At 75.2% G+C, this 17,807-nt stretch carries 11 protein-coding genes; 6 read left to right on the top strand and 5 right to left on the bottom strand.

The features are described from left to right. Window positions 1-102: 102 nt before the first annotated feature. Window positions 103-1,122 carry an NAD(P)H-binding protein gene (locus ACYVDO_RS17655; protein WP_460938314.1) on the top strand — a complete coding sequence of 340 codons (1,020 nt, stop codon included), beginning with the start codon at window positions 103-105 and terminating at the stop codon, window positions 1,120-1,122. On the opposite strand, the gene ACYVDO_RS17650 is transcribed toward ACYVDO_RS17655, so the two are convergent. The 5 genes from ACYVDO_RS17650 to ACYVDO_RS17630 all read right to left on the bottom strand — a co-directional run bounded on the left by ACYVDO_RS17650 (window position 1,119) and on the right by ACYVDO_RS17630 (window position 7,917). Continuing rightward, a complete protein-coding gene (locus ACYVDO_RS17650; RefSeq protein ID WP_460938312.1) occupies window positions 1,119-1,580 on the bottom strand; it encodes an SRPBCC family protein in 462 nt (153 codons plus the stop codon). The genes ACYVDO_RS17655 and ACYVDO_RS17650 overlap by 4 nt on opposite strands. Continuing rightward, complete coding sequence (locus tag ACYVDO_RS17645) at window positions 1,577-2,977, bottom strand: tryptophan-rich sensory protein (RefSeq protein ID WP_460938310.1); 1,401 nt, start codon at window positions 2,975-2,977, stop codon at window positions 1,577-1,579. The genes ACYVDO_RS17650 and ACYVDO_RS17645 overlap by 4 nt, the downstream gene beginning before the upstream one ends. Then, window positions 2,974-3,702, bottom strand: a complete 729-nt coding sequence (locus ACYVDO_RS17640; RefSeq protein WP_460938308.1) for a CPBP family intramembrane glutamic endopeptidase — start codon at window positions 3,700-3,702, stop codon at window positions 2,974-2,976. Before ACYVDO_RS17640 ends, ACYVDO_RS17645 begins: the two co-directional genes overlap by 4 nt. Before the next feature lie 4 nt (window positions 3,703-3,706). Continuing rightward, complete coding sequence (locus ACYVDO_RS17635) at window positions 3,707-5,083, bottom strand: cryptochrome/photolyase family protein (protein ID WP_460938306.1); 1,377 nt, start codon at window positions 5,081-5,083, stop codon at window positions 3,707-3,709. 62 nt (window positions 5,084-5,145) lie between these two features. Next, a complete protein-coding gene (locus ACYVDO_RS17630; protein WP_460938304.1) occupies window positions 5,146-7,917 on the bottom strand; it encodes a fibronectin type III domain-containing protein in 2,772 nt (923 codons plus the stop codon). 261 nt (window positions 7,918-8,178) lie between these two features. Here ACYVDO_RS17630 and ACYVDO_RS17625 point away from each other — a divergent pair, with 261 nt between their 5' ends. From ACYVDO_RS17625 to ACYVDO_RS17605, 5 genes are all read left to right on the top strand, one after another. Continuing rightward, window positions 8,179-13,689 carry an ATP-binding protein gene (locus tag ACYVDO_RS17625; RefSeq protein ID WP_460938302.1) on the top strand — a complete coding sequence of 1,837 codons (5,511 nt, stop codon included), beginning with the start codon at window positions 8,179-8,181 and terminating at the stop codon, window positions 13,687-13,689. A 95-nt stretch (window positions 13,690-13,784) separates the two neighbouring features. Continuing rightward, entirely contained in the window at window positions 13,785-14,393 is a 609-nt protein-coding gene (locus ACYVDO_RS17620) for a nucleotidyltransferase family protein (protein ID WP_460938300.1), read from the top strand. 69 nt (window positions 14,394-14,462) lie between these two features. After that, window positions 14,463-15,356 carry an AAA family ATPase gene (locus tag ACYVDO_RS17615; RefSeq protein ID WP_460938298.1) on the top strand — a complete coding sequence of 298 codons (894 nt, stop codon included), beginning with the start codon at window positions 14,463-14,465 and terminating at the stop codon, window positions 15,354-15,356. A gap of 13 nt (window positions 15,357-15,369) precedes the next feature. Further along, the gene (locus tag ACYVDO_RS17610; RefSeq protein ID WP_460938296.1) at window positions 15,370-16,515 is read left to right on the top strand and encodes a vWA domain-containing protein; all 1,146 of its coding nucleotides are present in this window, start codon (window positions 15,370-15,372) and stop codon (window positions 16,513-16,515) included. Then, the gene (locus ACYVDO_RS17605; protein WP_460938294.1) at window positions 16,508-17,794 is read left to right on the top strand and encodes an XdhC family protein; all 1,287 of its coding nucleotides are present in this window, start codon (window positions 16,508-16,510) and stop codon (window positions 17,792-17,794) included. Before ACYVDO_RS17610 ends, ACYVDO_RS17605 begins: the two co-directional genes overlap by 8 nt. Window positions 17,795-17,807 lie beyond the last annotated feature (13 nt).

The following is a 17,807-nucleotide window of genomic DNA, read 5'->3' as shown; positions in this document are numbered from 1 at the left end:
CCGCGAACGAATGCCCAGCACCTCCAGCACCTCTGGGCCGGTGCAGCCGGGCCGTCCGGGTTAGGTTGAGCGCGTGCCCATGCCGACCGTCGAGGAGCCCACGTGCGCGTGACCGTCATGGGCGCGGGCGGGTACATCGGCAGCCGGCTCGTCCCGGCGCTGCTCGCCGCCGGGCACGACGTGACCGCCACCTTCACCGACGCCGCCCGGGCGCAGCGGTTCCCGTGGGCGCCCCGGGTGCAGGTGGCGGGCCTCGACGTCGCCGACCGCGCGTCCGCGCGTGCGGCCGTGAAGGGCTCCGACGCCCTCGTGTACCTCGTGCACGGCCTGGCCGGCCCGGACTTCTCCACCGCCGACCGCGAGGGCGCCTACAACGCAGCGCACGCGTCGGTCCGGGCCCGGACCGGGCGCATCGTCTACCTCGGCGGCCTCGTCCCCGACGTCCCTGAGGCGGAGCTGTCGCCGCACCTGCGCTCCCGGCTCGAGGTGGAGCAGGTGTTCGGCGACAGCGGGGTGCCGACCTGGGGGCTGCGGGCCGCGATGGTCGTGGGTGCCGGGTCCACGTCGTTCGAGATCATGCGGCAGCTGAGCCGGCGCCTGCCCGTGCAGGTCGTGCCGTCGTGGATGCGCAGCACGGTGGAGCCGGTCGCCGTGAGTGACGTCGTCGCGGCCCTCGTGGGCGCCCTCACCGCGCCCGGCAAGGGGCGCACCTACGACGTCGGCAGCGGTGAGCGGATGTCGTATGCCGCGCTGCTGCGGCTGTACGCGCGGGTGGCGGGCGGGCGCGCGCTCCAGGTCCCGGCGCTGCTGCCGACCGCGCTGGTGGCGCGCGTCGCCCCCCTGTTCACCGACGTCCCCGCCTCGACGGTCCGGTCCCTCGTCGCCAGCCTGCGGCACGACATGGTGTGCCGCGACGACGACTACGTGCGCGACCTCCTTCCCGCGGGGTCCCGCCCGGTGCCGGTGGCGCAGGCCATGGCCCGGGCGCTCGCGGCGCCACCGGCGGGGACGGCCGCCGCCAACGCGTCGCAGGGGCCCGTTTCGCAGGAGCCCGCGTCTCAGGGCCTCGACCCCCTTGGGCCGCTGCCGACCGACCCTGCCTGGGCCCGGCCGCCGGCCTAGGACCCCGACAGGTGCCGGTCGAGCTGGCGGGCGAACCCGGCGCCCATCGCGGTCAGCACGGCCTGCATCGACGTCGTCACCGCGGGCCGGGCGAGCCGCGGGAACGGCAGGTCCACCTCGACCGCGAGGTCGATGGCCAGCCGGGTGCCGGTGCCGGCAGTCGTGAGCGTGTAGGTGCCGTTGACGCCGGCCCGTTCGTGCCCGGCGGGCTCGTGGGTGAAGCCGATCCGCTCGGGCTCGCGGAACTCCATCCGCTCGGTGAAGGCCAGCCCGATGTCCTTGCCCAGCACCTCGATCGGGGCCAGTCGCCAGCGCCAGATCTCGCCGTCACCCTCGATGCCGCGGACCATCGGCGTGAGCCGCGCCACGGCCGAGGGGTCGGACAGCACCTCCCAGACCTGCTGGCGGGTGTAGGGCACCACGGCCTTGGAGACCTTGCGCGCGTCGAAGGAGGTCATCGCCCGGCCCGGGGGTTGCGGCGCGCGATGGCGGCGGTGAGCACGGTGGCGAAGCCGCACCACGCGGCATACGCGCCGATGCCTGCCGCCTTGCCCCGTCCGGTGGCGCCGACGCGGCGGGCGAGGTCGGCGCCGCTGGCGGCGAGGGCCGCCGCGCCGGCGGTGGCCAGGCCGAGGCGGTGGGCCCGGAAGAACAGGCCCGACCAGCCCGCGTTGAGGACCATGTTGACGGCCAGGGCGCGCTCGAGGTCCCGCGCCGCCTCGGCGTCGCCGCGCTCGGCGAGCTCGGAGCTGGCCCTGGCGGTGACCACGGCGGTCGTCGCGTAGAGCGTCGTCCAGACCACGGGGAACGCCGCGGGCGGCGGCTGCCAGGCCGGCTTGTCCAGCCTGCTGTACCAGCGCGACGTCGGGTCCGTCAGCAGCGAGCCGACCACGGCAGCCGCCCCGACGACGGCGGACGTCCGGGCCAGGGTCCGCCTCCAGCGGTGCGGGTCGACGTCGGCGACAGCGGCGAGGACGGCCTCGTCGAACCCGGTCCGACCACCTGGGGGCGGTCCGAGGACCTCGAGGATGTCGTCCTCGCGGCACACGGCGTCGTGCACGAGGCTCCCGACGAGGGGCCGGGCGATGCCCCCCGGGATGGGGGTGACCACGTCGACCCACAGCCCGGCCAGCCGGGGCGTGAGCACCGGCACGCTCACAACGTGCCGGGGTCGCAGCCCCACCACCGAGGCGTAGCGCCGCATCATCTCGGCATACGTCATGACCTCGGGGCCGCCGAGGTCGAAGGCACGGTTGGTGCCCTCGGGGAGGTCGACCGCCCCCGCGAGGTAGTGCACGACGTCGGCCACGGCGATCGGCTGGATCCGGTTGCCGACCCAGCGCGGGGCGACCATGGCCGGCAGGCGCTCGGTGAGGTGGCGCAGCATGTCGAACGACGCCGACCCGTTGCCGAGCACGATGCCTGCCTGCAGCACTACCGCCGGGACCGGTCCGCGCAGGAACGTCTCGCCGACCTCGACCCGCGAGGCGAGGTGGTCGGACAGCTCGCCCTCGGGGTGCAGGCCGCCGAGGTAGACGACGCGGCCCACACCCGCCTCCCCGGCAGCATCGGCGAAGGTCTGCGCCATCGACCGGTCACGCTCGATGAACGAACCGCCGCCGTCCATCGAGTGCAGCAGGTAGTACGCGACGTCGACCCCTTCGAGCGCGCGCCGCACGTCCTCGCCGCGGGAGGCGTCGCCCTCGGCGACCTCCACCCGGTCGGCCCACGGGCGGCCGGCGAAACCCTTGCGAGAGCGGGTCAGCACGCGCACGTGGTGGCCCCGGTCGAGCAGCACGGGCACGAGCTGCCCGCCGATGTAGCCGGTGGCTCCGGTGACGAGGACGGTGGTCATGGGGCTCCTGTCGACAGGACGTGGGGGAGCAGGAAGAGCATCCCCAGCGACCAGGTGAGGTGGGTGATCATCGGGCCCAGCACCCCGCCGGTGACCCGGCGCTGGAGGGCCACGATCAGGCCGAGCGCGGCCGCGGCGAGGACGAGCAGGGGGATGCCGGCGCCGACCGTGGTCAGGGCGTAGACGACCGTGGTGACGAGGACGGCGTGCTTGCGGCCGACCGCGGCGTAGAGGGCCCCTCGGAAGTAGAGCTCCTCGGCGATGCCGTTGACCGCGGTGATGACCGCGACGAGGGCGAGCGAGCCGAGCCGGGCGTGGTCGAGCAGCTGGTTCACCGGGTCGCGCAGGAACGGGACGCGGGCCACCAGGAGGCCGCCCGCCAGGAAGACGCCCAGCAGCAGGGCACCGAGGGCGAGGGACTGCACGACCGGCCGGGCGTCGGACCCGCCGGCGCGGGTGCGGGCGTGCCCGAGGTGGAGGGGGCCGGACAGCAGGGCGCCGACCGCCCAGACGACGGCGAGCCCGAACGACGCGGGGTAGAAGAGCACGTTGCCCGGCTCGATACGCAGCGCGAGGGCGAGCACCACCGTCCCCACGACGAGCGTGACCACCGCGACGACCCGGCGCCGGTGGAACGCGGCGTCGGTCTCGGTGTGGTCGCGGGGCACGGGCTGGACGAGCGCGGCCCGGACGAACTCGCGGATCTCCGCCACCGGGTTGATCACGACGTCACGCCCGGGTGGCCTCGTAGCGGCGCAGCGCCTCGAGCCGCTCCTCCGCGTGGTCGACGACCCGCTCGGGGTAGCCGTGCCCGTAGCCGTCGTCGGCCTTCCACGGCTCGTGCACCGCCTTGCCGGGGAGGTGCGCGAGCTCGGGCACGTAGCGGCGGACGTAGTCGCCGTCGGGGTCGTACCGCTGGCCCTGGGTGACCGGGTTGAACACGCGGAAGTACGGGGAGGCGTCGGTGCCCGTGCCGGCGACCCACTGCCAGCCGTGGTTGTTCGAGGCGATGTCGCCGTCGATGAGGTGGTCGAGGAAGTGCCGGGCACCCACCGGCCACCACACGTGCAGGTCCTTGGTGAGGAAGCTGGCCGTCACCATCCGCATCCGGTTGTGCATCCAGCCCTCGGTGAGCAGCTGGCGCATCGCCGCGTCGACCACGGGGTAGCCGGTCCGGCCCTGCCGCCACGCCTCGACGAGGTCCTCGTGCGACTCGTACGCCATGCCCTGCAGGGCCGGGCGCAGGTCGGCCCAGGCGGACTCGGGGTGGCGCCACAGCACGTCGGCGTAGAACTCGCGCCAGCACAGCTCGGTGCGGTACGTCTCCGCGCCCTTCCCGCGCCGGCCGGACAGGTCGTGCAGCATCGTCCGCGGGTGGATCGCGCCGATCTTGAGGTAGGCCGACATCCGGGAGACGCCGGGCAGGTCGGCCCGGTCGCGGCGATCGCCGTAGTCGGCGAGACCGTCGTCGAGGAAGTCGTGCCACCGGTGCAGGGCGGCCTGCTCCCCGGCGTCCGGCATCTCGGGCAGGTCCTTGCTGCGCAGGGCCGCCCGGACCTGCTTCCACGCCTCGTCGTCGGACGCGACACGGGCGAGGGTCAGCTCGCGCGGCTCGGTGGCGGGGTCGGGCCACCCGTGCTCGCGCCACGCCCTGGAGAAGGGGGTGAAGACCTTGTACTCCGACCCGCTGCCGTTGACGACCGAGCCGGGTCCCACGGCGTACGGGGTGCCGGTCTCGACCCACTCGACGCCGGCGTGCTCGAGCCTCTCGCGCACCGCCCGGTCGCGGCGGCGGCCGGCCGGAGTCGTCTCCCGCGACACGTGCACCGAGCCGGCTCCGGTGTCGTGCACGACCTTGGGCAGCACGGTCCGCGGGTCGCCGTGCAGCAGGCACAGCCGCCCTTCGTACGCCTCGTCGGTCGCCTCCAGGGTCGCGGCCAGCCACGCGCGCCGGGCGTCGCCCGCGCCCCGCCACAGGGCGGGGTCGAGGACGTAGAGGACCAGCACCGAGGAGCCCCCGGCTGCCGTCGCCGCCGCCGACAGGGCGGGCAGGTCGCCGCGGCGCAGGTCCCTGCGCAACCAGAGGATCGAGCCGGCCCGTGCCATGGCGTCCACCCTAGGTGGGCACACCGCGCCCCGCAGCCGAGCGTCGTCTCAGGAGCAGCGCATCAGCTGCGGCGCAGGAGGACGGCGTCGACCGCGACCGGCCGGCTCGACGTGGTGCGCAGCACGAACGTCCCCGTCCTGGTCGCCGACTGCAGCGGCAGGTACTTGACCACGCGGTACCGGGTCGTCGAGGAGTAGGTCGACACCGTGCCGATCCTCAGGGAGCCGACGAACACGTCCACGGAGCCGCACGAGGGGCAGGTCCGGACCACGACGGCCACGCGCCGGACGTGCACCCCGGTGACGGAGAGGGACGCCCGGTACCGGGAGGTCGTGGTCTGGGTGCTGCCCAGGGCGGCGCTCGTACGGGCCCGCGCCCACCCGGCGCTCGCGGCCAGGGACCGGTCGTCCAGCACCCGGGCGGTGCACGTCTCGCGGCTCCAGGCCCCAAGGTTCCCGACCTTGTCGCGGGCTCGCGCCGACACGCAGTACTCGGTGCCGGCGGCGAGCCCGAACGTCAGGGACGCGGTCGTGCGCCGCTGCCAGCCCGACGGGTACTGGTACGAGGAGAAGCCGGAGGCCTTGCTGCTCGCGGAGCGGTAGCGCACGTCGTAGGTGGCGACACCCGCGCCGGCCTCCTTGGCCGTCCAGCGGAACGTGGCGGTCGACGTCGTCGTCGCCGTGGCGGTGGCCGCCATCGTCACGGTGGGCGCCGACGTGTCCGCGGTGAACACCAGCTGTCGAGTGGCCTCCGGGAGCAGCAGGTCGTTGGCGCGGATGGTGAGCGTGTGCCTCCCGGCGGCGACCCGCCCCGCCCAGCCGGACGGGCACGGCGTGGCCGGGGCCCCGTCGAGCGCACAGGTGACGACCATCCCGCCGAGCGGGATCGTGTCGTCCACGACGCGGATGGGCACGGAGACGGTGCCCGACGTCCACGGCGCGACCGACGCCCCGATCGTCGGCGACGCGTCGTCCTGTACCCGGAGGAAGGCGGAGTCCACGGAGTCCGGTGTGGACCAGAGCACCGTGACGGCCGACGTCGCGGTCGCGACCTGCACCACCTCCGAGCCCGGTGCAGCGCGGCGGACCGCGACCACTGCCGAGCCGTCCGGGGTCCACGACACGTGTCGGAGGTCGCCGCTGAGCAGGGTGGTCGTGGCACCACCGGCGAGGCCGCGCAGCTGCAGGCGGGTGTCCGCGCCGGTCCCGGCGAGCCACGCGAGGCGGTCACCCCGCGGGCTCACGGCTGGGTGACGCCCTCCCTCGGTCCCGGTCAGCGCGACCGGGGTGCCGCTGAACCCGACCCGCCGCAGCGGCAGCCCGGGACGGGTGTCGGCCACGACGAGCGCCGAGCCGTCCGGCAGCCAGGCCGGCTCCCTCGCGGACGCCACGGGCAGCACGCGGTCCGGCTCCACGACGCCCCAGAGGGTGTGCACCACGACGGTCCCGTCCGGCCGCGCCCACGAGACCTGTCGGCTGTCCGGCGACCACGCCGGGTCGCGGGCACCGAGGGGGTCCCCGCACGACCGGCACTCGCCCTGCCCGACCACGCGGCCGTCAGCGGTCGAGTAGGCCACGTCACCACGCGGGCTGACGGCGAGTCCCTGGACGGCGGACGCGGGTCGGTCGACCGGGGCGCGCACCGCGCTGCCCGGTGCCGCGACGGCCACCAGGGCGGACCCTCCGGCGGAGCCGGCCACGACCAGGTCGCTCCGGCCGCGACGGGCGACCACGGGAGCCGACCCTTGGTACTCGCCGGCGCCCGCTGGCACGGCAAGCACGCGGTACCAGACGTCTGAGCTGTCGGCGTACGGGTAGGTGTACGTCGTCGTCCCCGCGGGGAGCTCCGCCACCTGGACCCCGCTGCCCAGTCGGGCGTCGCGTTCGACGACGTACCCGGCGGCGGGGCGACCGGGACCCGGGGTCCACGTCAGGACGACCCCGTCGAGGGTGCCGGCGGCCCGCAGGTCCAGCGGTGGGCTGACGGGAAGGACCTGGGTCGTGAGCTGCACGTGGTGCTGCCCGCGGACCGAGTCGTCGGTGACCACCAGGTCGGCCGACCTGGACGGTGCAGCCGTGGTGGGCCGCAGACCGAGGACGAGATCGCACTGCGACGCGGCCGCGAGCAGCCCCTCACAGCCGTCGCGGGTCACGCTCCAGTCGTCCGCGGCGGTTCCGGAGAGAGCGACGGCGGAGGGGTGCAGGTCCGCGGTGCCGAGGTTGCGCAGGGTGACGGTCCGGGTCTGGGCCTCGTCCACGACGAGGGTCGAGGCGGGCACCGGGTCCACCTCGACCGAGGTCCACGGCTGAGCGCTGCGCCAGCGGACGACCCCGGTGTAGTGCCGGTCGACCGGTGCTGGGCAGGTGAGCTCGTAGTCCGCGGCGAGGCTCGACAGCGACCCCGCGTCGTCGTAGGTCACCGCGCCCACCGTGACGGCGGCCGGGCCCGAACAGCTCGACCCGTTGCCGCCGAGGAAGAGGCCGGCGGAGCCGTCGGGCGACTGGGGGTCGATCGTGTAGGTGCGGCCGGCTTCGAAACGGCTCCCCGCCGGGGGCGTCAGGGTGAGGTCCCACCACTGCTTCGTGACCCCGCCGGTGTATCGCTGCTGACCGGAGAACACGAGGGACCCGCCCTGCTGGGAGAACCAGAGCACCCGGTCGCCCCCGGGCGTCATCGTGAGGCTGCCGTCGTCGGACTCGACAGTGAACGCGTCGCCCGTCGTGGCTGTGACCACGGGTGCGGACCACGAGGGGAGCGCTGCCGCCAGGCTCGCGCCGGCCATGACGAGCGAGGCCGTGCAGAGCGCGACCCACCGACGACTGCTTCGTGCCACGCCCTGCTGCTCCTCCGTCGGCGACGCCCCTGCGCCGCGGTCGCCACACCCTAAGGGCTGGTGGCCACTCGGCGGACCCGCTGGGGGCAGATCCGTCCGATCGGACGAGCCTGCCCGCCGGCTGACCCCACGGGCACGCCCACACCCGCACCGCGCATTACTCGCGAGTCACCGTCCCGGGGTGGCAGGCTCGGGCGGTGACCCACGCCTGCGGGCGCCCGGTCGCGCCGTCCGTCACCTGCTCCTGGGAGGCCCCGCCCGATGTTCTCGCGCATCGCCATCGTCAACCGCGGCGAGGCCGCCATGCGGCTCATCCACGCGGTGCGCGACCTCAACGCGCAGGCGGGCGACGGCGGCCACCGCATCGAGACCGTGGCCCTGCACACCGAGGGCGAGCGCAGGGCGATGTTCGTGCGCGAGGCGGACGCCGCGTACGACCTCGGCCTGGCCGCGAACCGGCCCTACCTCGACTACGCCGTGCTCGAGCGGGCGCTGCGCGAGACCGGCGCCGACGCGGCGTGGGTCGGCTGGGGCTTCGTCGCCGAGCACCCCGACTTCGCGGCGCTGTGCGAGCGGATCGGCGTGACCTTCATCGGCCCGAGCCCGGAGGCCATGCGCAAGCTCGGCGACAAGATCGGGTCCAAGCTGATCGCCGAGGAGGTCGGGGTCCCGGTGGCTCCCTGGAGCCGCGGCGGCGTCGACACCCTCGAGGACGCCAAGGCCGCGGCCGCGCGCATCGGCTACCCCCTCATGCTCAAGGCGACGGCAGGTGGCGGGGGGCGCGGCATCCGCCGCGTCGACTCCGACGCCGACCTCACCGACGCCTACGAGCGCACCCGCGACGAGGCGCAGCGGGCCTTCGGCTCCGGGGTCGTCTTCCTCGAGAAGCTCGTCACCGGGGCCCGGCACGTCGAGGTGCAGGTCATCGCCGACGGCCAGGGGACGGCCTGGGCGCTCGGCGTGCGCGACTGCTCGGTGCAGCGCCGCAACCAGAAGGTGATCGAGGAGTCGTCCTCGCCGGTCCTCGGCCCCGAGCAGGTGGCGGAGGTCAAGACCGCCGCCGAGCGGCTCGCCGTCGCGGTCGGGTATGCCGGGGCCGGCACCGTCGAGTTCCTGTACCACCCGGGGGAGAGGTTCTTCGCTTTCCTCGAGGTCAACACCCGCCTGCAGGTGGAGCACCCCATCACCGAGGCGACGACCGACACCGACCTGGTCAAGCTGCAGATCCACGTCGCGTCCGGTGGCCGGCTCTCGGGCGAGCGCCCGGTCGAGGTCGGGCACGCTGTGGAGGCCCGGCTCAACGCCGAGGACCCCGACCGCGACTTCGCCCCGTCGCCGGGCCGCATCGCCCTGCTGACCCTCCCGGCGGGCCCGGGGATCCGGGTGGACACCGGTGTGGGGGAGGGGGACTCGATCCCGGCCGACTTCGACTCGATGATCGCGAAGATCATCGCCGTCGGCGCAGACCGCGACGAGGCGCTGGCCCGGCTCCGGCGCGCGATGGCCGAGACCACGGTCGTCATCGAGGGCGGCGCGACGAACAAGTCCTTCATCCTCGACCTGCTCGACCAGCCCGAGGTGGTCGACGGCACCGCCGACACCGGCTGGATCGACCGCGTCCGCGGCGAGGGCAGGCTCGTCTCCCACCGCCACTCCGGGGTCGCCCTGGTCACGGCGGGCATCGAGGCGTACGAGGACGAGGAGGGGGTCGAGCGCACCCGCCTGCTCGAGACCGCCCGGGGTGGGCGACCGCAGGTGCAGCACCGCACCGGCCGCGCCATCGACCTCAAGCTGCGCGGCAACGCCTACAAGGTCACCGTCTGGCGCACCGGGCCGCACCGGTTCCGCGTCACGGTCGCCGGCCCCGGCAGCGAGCAGACGGTCACCGCCGACCTCGACCGGCTCGACGAGTACACCAGCCGGATCACCGTGGGCGGCCGCCTGCACCGGCTCACCACCGCCACCCACGGCCCCGTCCAGCTCGTCGAGGTCGACGGCGTCACCCACCGGGTCAGCCGGGACGAGGGCGGCGTCCTGCGCTCGCCCGCGCCCGCCCTCGTGGTCGCGACGCCGGTGCCGGTCGGTGGCGAGGTGGCGCAGGGTGCGCCCGTCCTCGTGCTCGAGTCGATGAAGATGGAGACCGTCCTGTCCGCGCCGTTCGCCGCGCGGGTCAAGGAGCTGCTGGTCTCGTCCGGCAGCCAGGTCGAGACCGGGGCGCCGCTCGTGCGGCTCGAGCCGGTCGACGACGGCGCCGAGGCCGAGGCCGCCGGGTCGGTGGGCCAGGCCGTCGACCTCGACCTGCCCGACGGCGACGGCTCGGAGGGCGACCCGCACGTGGCGGTGCGCCGCAGCCGCGCCGACCTGTGCGCCATGCTGCTCGGCTACGACGTGGACCCCCGCGGCGACGCGGTCGCGGCATACCTCGCCGCCCGCGACCAGCTCACCGCCCGCGGTGAGTCCCAGGTGGGCCGGGAGGTCGCGGTGCTCGAGGTCCTCGCCGACCTCGCCGAGCTGAGCCGCAACCGGCCCGCCGGCCAGGACGACCACGTCGAGCACCTCGTGCACAGCCCGCGCGAGCACTTCCACACCTACCTGCAGAGCCTCGACGTCGAGCGCGGCGCGCTGCCCGAGCACTTCCGGCACAAGCTGTCGCAGGTGCTGCGGCACTATGCCGTCGACGGCCTCGACCGCACGCCGGAGCTCGAGCAGGCCGTCTTCCGCGTCTTCCTCGCGCAGCAGCGCTCCGCGCCCGAAGTGGCGCTCGGCACCGCGCTGCTCCAGCGCTGGATCGCCGAGCCGTGCCCCGAGCCGCCGCTCGACGCCGCCGCCCGCGAGGTCCTCGACCGGCTCGTCGTGGCGACCCAGCTGCGCTTCCCGGTGATCGGCGACCTGGCGCGCAGCGTCCGGTTCCGCTGGTTCGACCAGCCGCTCGTGGACGCCGACCGCGCCAGCGTGCTCGGCGGGGTGGCCGACGAGGTCGCCGCCCTCGAGGCCATGCCCGAGGGCCCCGAACGCGCGAAGCGCATGGACGAGCTCGCCGCCATCCCCGAGCAGATCGTGCAGTTCCTCTCCGACCGCCTCGAGCACGGCGTCCCCCGCCGCGAGCCGATGCTCGCGGTGCTGGTCAAGCGGCACTACCGCGAGCACGACCTCACCGGCCTGCGTGAGGTGCAGGTGCAGGAGCGGCCGTACGCCGTGGCCGACTACACGCTCGACGACCGGCCGACCCGGTTGGTGACGACCGTGGGCCGCGTGGACGAGCTGGTGCCCGGTGGCGCCCTCGTCGAGGGTGTGGCCGCGCAGCTGGCGGACCGGCCCCCCGGGCACGAGGCCGTCGTCGACCTCTACCTGGCGTGGCCGGACGAGCCGGAGTCGCCCGAGGAGGCGTCGGCGCAGCTCGCCGCGGTCCTGGCCGCCGTCCCGTTCTCGGCCGAGGTGCGCCGGGTCGCGCTGGCGGTGTGCCCCGGGGGCGGGAGGCCGGTGGCGTATTTCACCTTCCGGCCCGAGGACGGGTCGATGGTCGAGGACCGGCTGGTCCGTGGCGTGCACCCCATGGTGGGCCGGCGGCTCAACCTCTGGCGGCTGCGCGACTTCGACGTCACCAGGCTCGAGGCGCCCGCGGACGTCCTGCTGTACGAGTGCGTGGCCCCCGGCAACCCCGACGACCGGCGGCTCGTGGCCCTCGCCCAGGTGCGCCAGCTCGTCGTGGTGCGCGACGAGCAGGGCCGGGTCACCGCCCTCCCGCACGCCGAGCGCGCGATCGCCAACTGCCTCGAGGCGATCCGCCGCGCCCGGTCGGCCCGTGGGGCGGCCGGTGCCCGGCTCGACATGAACCACGTGTGGGTGCAGATCTGGCCGCCGGTCGAGGCCGACCTCGACCAGCTGACCGCGCTGCAGGCGAAGATCTCCCCCCTCACCGCCGGGGCCGGCATCGAGGAGGTCCTCGTCCAGGGCCGCATCGCCACCCCCGACGGCGCCAGCGCCCCGCTGGCCGCCCGGTTCCACTACCAGCCCGGGTCCGGTGTCGTGACGTCCGTGGAGGCGCCGCCGACCGAGCGGCTCAAGCCGCTGGACGACTACGCCCAGAAGGTCGTGCGGGCCCGGCGCCGCGGGGTGGTCTACCCCTACGAGCTCCAGGCCATGATCGCCGGACCGGGCGGCACCGCCACCGAGTACGACCTCGACGACCGGGGCTCGCTGGTCCCGGTCGACCGGCCGTACGGCCTCAACAAGGCGGGCATCATCGCGGGCGTCATCAGCACCCCGACCGAGCGCTACCCCGAGGGAGTCAACCGGGTGCTGCTCTGCGGCGACCCGCTCAAGGCGCTCGGGGCGGTGTCCGAGGCCGAGTGCACCCGCATCATCGCGGCGCTCAACCTCGCCCAGGAGATGGGGGTGCCGGTGGAGTGGTTCGCCCTGTCGGCCGGTGCGCGCATCTCGATGGACTCCGGCACCGAGAACATGGACTGGGTGGCCCGTGCGCTCAAGCGGATCGTGGAGTTCACCCAGGACGGCGGCGAGATCAACATCGTCGTCGCCGGCATCAACGTCGGCGCCCAGCCGTACTGGAACGCCGAGGCGACGATGCTCATGCACACCAAGGGCATCCTGGTCATGACTCCCGACAGCGCCATGGTGCTCACCGGGAAGCAGTCGCTCGACTTCTCCGGCGGGGTGAGCGCCGAGGACAACCACGGCATCGGCGGCTACGACCGGGTCATGGGCCCGAACGGGCAGGCGCAGTACTGGGCCCCCGACCTCGCCGGCGCCCGCGACGTCCTGCTGGCGCACTACGACCACACCTACGTCCACCCGGGCGAGGACGGCCCCCGCCGGGCGAGGACCTCCGACCCGGTGGACCGCGACGTCACGACCTACCCGCACGACCTCCCGGACTCGGGGTTCACGACCATCGGGGACATCTTCTCGACGGCGACCAACCCCGACCGCAAGAAGGCGTTCGACATCCGCGCGCTCATGGCAGCCGTCGCCGACCAGGACCACCCGACCCTCGAGCGCTGGGCCGGCATGGCCGACGCCGAGACCTCGGTCGTCCAGGACGCCCACCTCGGCGGGATCCCGGTGTGCCTCATCGGGATCGAGTCCAAGAACGTCGCCCGTCGCGGCTTCCCGCCCACCGACGGCCCCGACACCTACACCGCGGGCACGCTGTTCCCGCGGTCGTCGAAGAAGACGGCCCGCGCGATCAACGCGGCGTCGGGCAACCGCCCCGTCGTCGTGCTCGCCAACCTGTCCGGCTTCGACGGGTCGCCCGAGTCCATGCGCCAGCTCCAGCTCGAGTACGGCGCCGAAATCGGCCGGGCGATCGTCAACTTCGACGGGCCGATCGTGTTCTGCGTCGTGAGCCGCTACCACGGTGGCGCGTTCGTCGTGTTCTCCAAGGCGCTCAACCCCCGGATGACCGTGCTCGCCGTGGAGGGCTCGTTCGCCTCCGTCATCGGCGGCGCCCCCGCGGCCGCGGTGGTGTTCTCGCGCGACGTCGACGCCCGCACGGCGGCCGACCCCCGCGTGACCGAGCTCGAGGCGGCCGTCGGCGCGGCCACGGGTGCGCGTCGTGCGGAGCTGGCCACCGAGCTGGCCGAGGTCCGCGCGTCGGTGCGCTCCGAGAAGCTCGGCCAGGTGGCGGCGGAGTTCGACTCGGTGCACAGCATCCACCGGGCCGTGCAGGTCGGGTCGGTCGACGCCGTCATCTCCGCCCAGGAGCTCCGCCCGCGCATCGTCGCCGCGCTCGAGGCGGCCCTCGGGGGCTGAGCCGCGGCGGGGAGGCCGGCGCCGCCCCCGCGACGCAGCTCCGGGGTCACCGGGTCGCCGGTCTGGCAGGGTGGGCCCGTGCGCCGGAGCCGGACGTGGTGAGCCCTGCCGGGCTGTTGCTCGCAGCGGGGGGTGGGCGGCGGATGGGTGTCGCCAAGGCCCTGCTGCGCGAGCCCGGGGGGCGCTCCTTCGTCGAGCGCGGGGTGGAGGTGCTCCGGGCAGGGGGCTGTGCACCGGTCGTCGTGGTGGTCGGCGCCCAGGCGGAGCTGGTCCGGCCGAGGGCTGCCGCGGCCGACCTGGTCGTGGAGGCGGCCGACTGGGCCGCGGGGCAGTCCGCCTCGCTGCGGGCCGGCCTCGCCGCGCTCGAGCCGACGGAGGCGGAGGCCGTGTGCCTGCTCCTCGTCGACCTGCCCGACGTGGAGGCGGCGGTCGTGCGCCGGGTGCTCACAGCGGTCGGCGACGGGCCGCGCGTGCTGGGCCGCGCGGCATACCGCGGGGTGCCCGGGCACCCCGTGGTGATCGGGCGCGACCACTGGACCGGCGTCGTGGCCACGGCGAGCGGCGACCGTGGCGCCCGTGAGTACCTCGCCACCCACGACCACGTCGTCGTCGAGTGCGGTGACCTCGCGACCGGCCGCGACACCGACACCCCCGCCGACCTGGCGGCGCGGCAGGACGCGGATCCGCCCGCCCACCCCGCCTGAGCCGCCGTCCGTCGCAGCCGCCCGACCGCAGCCCTTCCTTCGCGGCCCGCAGTTTGTGATGCTGTGCCCATGGAGCCACGGGAGGCCTTCGCGACCACGGGGGACCTCCGCGCCGGGCTCGCCACCACCGGCTACCTCGCGGACGACGCGCTGGCCACGGTCGCCTGGCTCGGGCTGCGGCTGCAGCGGCCCCTGCTGCTCGAGGGTGAGCCGGGCACCGGCAAGACCGCGCTCGCCGAGGCGCTCGCGACCGCCCTCGACCTGCCGCTGATCCGGCTCCAGTGCTACGAGGGGATCGACGCCAGCCAGGCGCTCTACGACTGGGACTTCCCCCGCCAGATCCTGCACCTGCGTGCGGTCGAGGCGGTGGCGGCGGACTCGGCGCGTGACGTCGCCGCGGTCGAGGAGCAGCTGTTCGACCAGCGGTTCCTGCTCGACCGGCCGGTCCTGCGAGCCCTGCGCGACGCCCCGGCGGTGCTGCTCGTCGACGAGGTCGACCGGGCCGACGACGAGTTCGAGGCGTTCCTGCTCGAGGTGCTGTCCACCTGGCAGGTCACCATCCCCGAGCTCGGCACCATCACGGCGGCGACCCCGCCCGTGGTCGTCCTCACCTCCAACCGCACCCGCGAGCTGCACGACGCGCTCAAGCGCCGCTGCCTCTACCACTGGATCGACCACCCCGGCCTGGAGCGCGAGCTCGAGATCGTCCGCAGCCGGGCCCCCGAGGTGTCGCAGGCCCTGGCGGCCCAGGTGGTCGTGGCCGTGCACCGGCTGCGCGACGACGGCGGCCTGGTCAAGCCGCCGGGCGTCGCCGAGACCCTCGACTGGGCCCGCGCCCTGCAGGAGCTGGGCGCCGCTGAGCTCGACCTCGAGACCGCCGCGGTCAGCCTCGGCGCCGCCGTGAAGTACCGCGAGGACGCCGAGCGCGTCCGGGCCGCGCTCGACCGGATCCTGTCGCGGTGACGAGGTGCCGACGGTGACGCCCCAGCCCGTGGCCCCGCTCCCGGTCGAGCCCCCGGCCGGCGGCCACCGGCCCGACGCGATCCTGCTGGGGTTCGCCCGGGCCCTGCGCGCCGCCGGGGTCGCCGTGACCGCCGACCGCGAGCGCACCTACCTCGAGGCGGTCGCCGAGGTCGGCGCCGGGTCGGACCGCGGTGCGTACTGGGCCGGGCGGGCGACCCTGTGCGGCTCGCCGACCGACCTCGAGCGCTACGACCAGGTGTATGCCGCGTGGTTCGGCCTGGAGCGCGCCGGGACGCGGCCGCGGCAGTCCCAGCCGGTGACGGTGCCCCAGGCCTCGTTGGAGTCCTCGGACGACGGCAGCGGTGCCCCCGCGGAGGAGGACGACGTCCTGCGGGCGACCGCCAGCGACACCGAGGTGCTGCGCCAGCGGGACGTGGCGGCCCTGAGCCCCGGCGAACGGGCCCGGCTCGCCGACCTCTTCGCGCACCTGCGCCCCCGCGCGCCGCGGCGGCGCGCGCACCGGTACACGAGCGCGCGCCGGGGCTCGGTCGACGCGCACCGCACCCTGCGCGAGCAGCTGCGCCGGATGGGCGAGCCCGGCCCGATCGCCTGGCGCCACCGCGGCACCCGCCCACGCCGGGTCGTGCTGCTCGTCGACGTGTCCGGCTCGATGAGCGGCTACGCCGACTCGCTCCTGCGGCTCGCCCACGCGTACGCCGCCTCCGGCCTGCCCGTCGAGGTGTTCACCCTCGGGACCCGCCTGACCCACGTCACTCGCGCGCTGCGCCAGCGCGACCCGGACCGCGCGCTCGCCGCCTGCGGCGACGCGGTGCCCGACTGGGCGGGCGGCACCCGGCTCGCCGAGGGCGTCGGGGCCTTCCTGGACCGGTGGGGCCGGCGCGGTATGGCGCGCGGTGCGGTCGTCGTGCTCTTCAGCGACGGCTGGGAGCGCTCGGACCCGGCCGCCCTGGGCGAGCAGATGCGGCGGCTGCGGGCGGTCGCCCACCGCGTCGTCTGGGTCAACCCGCACCGGGGCAAGGCCGGCTACCAGCCGGTCCAGCAGGGGGTCCTGGCGGCCTTGCCGCACGTCGACGACTTCGTCGCCGGGCACTCGATGGCGACCTTCGAGGAGCTGCTGGAGGTGGTCGCGCGTGCGTGACGTCCTGACCGAGCTGTTGCAGTGGTGGCGGGCCGGCGCGACCGTCGGGGTCGGCACCGTCGTCGGCACGTGGCGCTCGGCGCCCCGGCAGCCGGGTGCGGCGATGCTGGTCGGCCCCGGAGGGGAGGCCGTGGGCTCGGTCTCCGGAGGGTGCGTCGAGGGTGCCGTCTACGAGCTCGCCCAGGCCGTGGTCGCCGAGGGGGTGCCGCAGCTGCAGCGCTACGGCGTGAGCGACGACGACGCGTATGCCGTCGGCCTCACCTGCGGGGGGATCCTCGACGTCTTCGTCGAGGCGGTGGACCGGGCCAACTTCCCCCAGCTCGAGGAGGTCGCGGCCGACGTCGAGGCCGGGCGACCCGTGGCCGTGGCCACGGTCATCGAGCACCCCGACCCGGCGCGGGTCGGGCGACGGCTCGTGGTCCGTCCCGAGGAGGCGGGGGACGCCGGAGAGGGCCCTGCGTCGGGGGAGGACTCGCAGTCGGGGGAGGACTCGCGCGGGTCGGAGGGGTCGCGGTCGGTCGAGGGCTCGCTCGGCAGCGCGCGCGCCGACGACGCGGTGGCCGACGACGCCCGGGGGCTGCTCGCGGCCGGCCGCACCGAGACCCTGACCTACGGGCCGGACGGCGAGCGCCGCGGCGAGGGCATGCGGGTGTTCGTCGCGTCGTACGCGCCGCGCCCGCGGATGCTGGTCTTCGGCGCGATCGACTTCGCCGCAGCCGTCGCCCGGCAGGGCCACTTCCTCGGCTACCGCGTGACGGTGTGCGACGCCCGGCCGGTGTTCGCGACGCGGACGCGGTTCCCCGACGCCGACGAGGTGGTCGTCCAGTGGCCGCACCGCTACCTCGAGGCCGAGCGCGACGCCGGCCGGCTCGACGGGCGGACCGTCGTCTGCGTGCTCACCCACGACCCCAAGTTCGACGTCCCGGTGCTGGAGATCGCGCTGCGGCTGCCGCACGTGGCGTACATCGGGGCGATGGGGTCGCGGCGGACCCACGAGGACCGCCTCGCGCGGCTGCGCGAGGCCGGCCTCGGCGAGGCCGAGCTGGCCCGGCTGTCGAGCCCCATCGGCCTCGACCTCGGCGCCCGCACGCCCGAGGAGACGGCCGTCAGCATCGCCGCCGAGATCGTCGCGCTGCGCTGGGGCGGCCACGGAGAGCGGCTCGCGCACCGTGACGGGCCCATCCACCACCACGGCGCGGAGCTGGCCCCCGAGCCGGCTCACGCGCTCCCCTCGGGGCTCGGGGGAGGAGAGCCCCACCCGACGAACCATCCGCAGTGATGGTTGTGTACCG

This window comes from Phycicoccus ginsengisoli, assembly GCF_054779295.1.
The sequence above is the reverse complement of the archived record's forward strand: the minus strand, read 5'-3'. Positions and strand labels throughout refer to the sequence as shown.